The 2,384-nt window shown below is 72.9% G+C and carries 2 protein-coding genes and 2 pseudogenes; 1 reads left to right on the forward strand and 3 read right to left on the reverse strand.

Going from position 1 to position 2,384, the window contains the following annotated elements; translation table 11 throughout:
* Positions 1–48: 48 nt before the first annotated feature.
* The 3 genes and pseudogenes from ACFTZL_RS44015 to ACFTZL_RS44025 all read right to left on the reverse strand — a co-directional run.
* Positions 49–546: pseudogene (locus ACFTZL_RS44015) on the reverse strand (M56 family metallopeptidase); the annotation flags it as partial.
* A gap of 363 nt (positions 547–909) precedes the next feature.
* Positions 910–1,335, reverse strand: a pseudogene (locus tag ACFTZL_RS44020) (M56 family peptidase); the annotation flags it as partial.
* A gap of 6 nt (positions 1,336–1,341) precedes the next feature.
* Positions 1,342–1,728 (reverse strand): BlaI/MecI/CopY family transcriptional regulator, encoded by a 387-nt coding sequence (locus ACFTZL_RS44025; protein WP_382596007.1) that lies wholly within the window; start codon positions 1,726–1,728, stop codon positions 1,342–1,344.
* Positions 1,729–1,875: 147 nt separating this feature from the next.
* On the opposite strand from ACFTZL_RS44025, the gene ACFTZL_RS44030 reads away from it, so the two are divergent.
* A partial coding sequence (locus ACFTZL_RS44030) for a TerD family protein (RefSeq protein WP_382596009.1) occupies positions 1,876–2,384 on the forward strand: 509 nt, incomplete at its 3' end.

Consider the following 2,384-nt stretch of genomic DNA (forward strand, 5'->3'; position numbering starts at 1 on the left):
GGCCCCGGCCGACTGCGTCGGGCCGTGGCCCGCCCGCACCCGTGGGCCTCACAAGGGCGTCGCCGCGTGCAGGATGAGCACCATCGTGACGGCCGAGTTCGCGGACGACATCGCCGACACGGCCGTTCCCGCGGCCGCGCCCCACGCCGCGAGGCCGACCGAGGTGAACACCGACGGCCAGGTGCGGACGGCGGGTGCGGGGCCGAGCAGGGCCGCCACCCGACGCGGCACCGGCCCCGGGGCGGCGAGTCCCGCGAGCGTGGACACCGGGGTGCCCCGGGAGACGAGGGCGGCCGTGCCGATCGCCCTCGCCACCGTGCGGCGGCTGCCGATCGCCCGGGCGGCCTCCTCGTCGGCCCACCGCTCGGCCGTGTACGCAACGGCCGTGCGCAGCGGCCGCAGGAACGGGTTGGCCCGGGCGGCGAGCTGCACGGCGAGCAGGAATCGGTCGTGCCGGGCGGCGAGGTGCGCCCGCTCATGGGCGAACAGGGCCCGGCGCTCGGCCGACCGCAACTGGTCCAGCAGGCCGGTGGTCACCACGACACGCCCCGCGCGCGGGCCACGGACAGGGCGACCGGCACGACCACGCGGAGCACCGCCGTCCCGACGGCTGACGCCAGTCCCCAGAGCATCACCACTGCGACGACCGATGCTGTCGCGCAAGACACCGCCTGCCCAACGGCCCACCCCGCCAAGCAAGTCACCGCCATCGCGACAGCGGTCGCCCCCACGCAGAGCAGCACTCCCCCGACAGCGTCCGCCGCCCCGCAGAGCGTCACCGACCCAACGGCCCACGCCCGCAAGCAAAACACCACCGGTCCAACGGACCACCCTGCCCCGCAAGGCACCGCCACGCAGCGCACCACTCCCCCGACGGCCTCCGCCGATCCGCGGAACACCCCTGCCCCGTCCCCCAGGCAGCGCGTACGCGTACGGCACGGCGTCCGGCAGTACGGCCACCTCCGTGTTCGGCAGGCCGGCCAGTGCGCGGTGGGCGCGGCGGCGTACCCGGGCGTGCCGCCACAGGGTCCGGCCGCAGGCGACGACCACCGCGCACAGTGCGGGAATGGCGGCCTTGCCGACGATCTCGTCGTACGGCACCGCCGCCCGCACCTCGGGGTCCGACCAGCCGTCGGGCAGCGGGTTGCCGGGGAGCTGGGCGGTGCCGACGACCATGACCAGGCCCAGGCACACGGTGCTGCACAGCGCCAGCACCGCGGCCATCGCGGTCAGCAGCCGGGTCGCGGTGCGCGGATGCAGATGCTGTTCGGCCAGGCGCGCGACCGGCCATGCCGTGAGCGGCAGCACCAGTGGCATAAAGACGAAGACCCCCATGAGGCTTCAGTCTTCCTCCTCGCCATGAGCCTGATCCAGCAGGTCACGCAGCAGCCGTTCGTCGTCCGGACCGAGGCCGGTGAGGAAACTGGCCAGCACGGCCTCGCGGTCGCTCTCGGCGTCCAGCACCTTGCGCATCTTCCGGGCGGCCAGGCCCGCCTGGTCCGAGGCGGGCGTCCAGACGAAGGACCGGCCGACCCGCTCCCGGGTGACCGCGCCCTTGCCCAGCAGCCGGGTGAGGATCGTGATCACCGTCGTGTACGCGAGGTCACCGCCGAGGCGTTCCTGCACCCAGCCGGCCGTCGCCGGACCGTCCGCCTCCCGCAGCGCCTCCAGCACCAGCGCCTCCAGCTCGCCCTGCCCCCGCCGGGGACGCTGATGGGGATCCGTCACCGCCCTGCCTCCCTTCCACCGCCCTGCGTTGCCCGTGGGCACATCGTATAGATCCGTGGGACCACGCCCCTTCCCTTCTACAGTGTTGTAGATTTTAGATGGGTCCGCTTCCGGACCCGGAACGCACACGTCAAGAAGGAGTACCCCGTGGGAGTTTCCCTGTCCAAGGGCGGCAACGTCTCGCTCAGCAAGGAGGCGCCGGGCCTCACCGCCGTCCTGGTCGGCCTGGGCTGGGACGTCCGCACGACCACCGGCACGGACTACGACCTGGACGCCTCCGCCCTGCTCCTCGAGGCAGCCTCCGGCAAGGTCCCCTCCGACCAGCACTTCGTCTTCTACAACAACCTGAAGAGCCCGGACGGCTCGGTCGAGCACACCGGCGACAACCTCACCGGCGAGGGCGAGGGCGACGACGAGACCGTCAAGGTGAACCTCGCCGCCGTGCCCGCCGAGATCGACAAGATCGTGTTCCCGGTGTCCATCCACGACGCCGAGAACCGCGGCCAGAGCTTCGGACAGGTCCGCAACGCGTTCATCCGGGTCGTCAACCAGGCCGGCGGTCAGGAGATCGCCCGCTACGACCTGTCCGAGGACGCCTCCACCGAGACGGCGATGGTCTTCGGCGAGCACAACCGGCGCGGCCCGCAGAGGAAGTT

Source organism: Streptomyces sp. NPDC056948 (assembly GCF_042674225.1).
Lineage (GTDB): Bacteria > Actinomycetota > Actinomycetes > Streptomycetales > Streptomycetaceae > Streptomyces > Streptomyces purpurascens.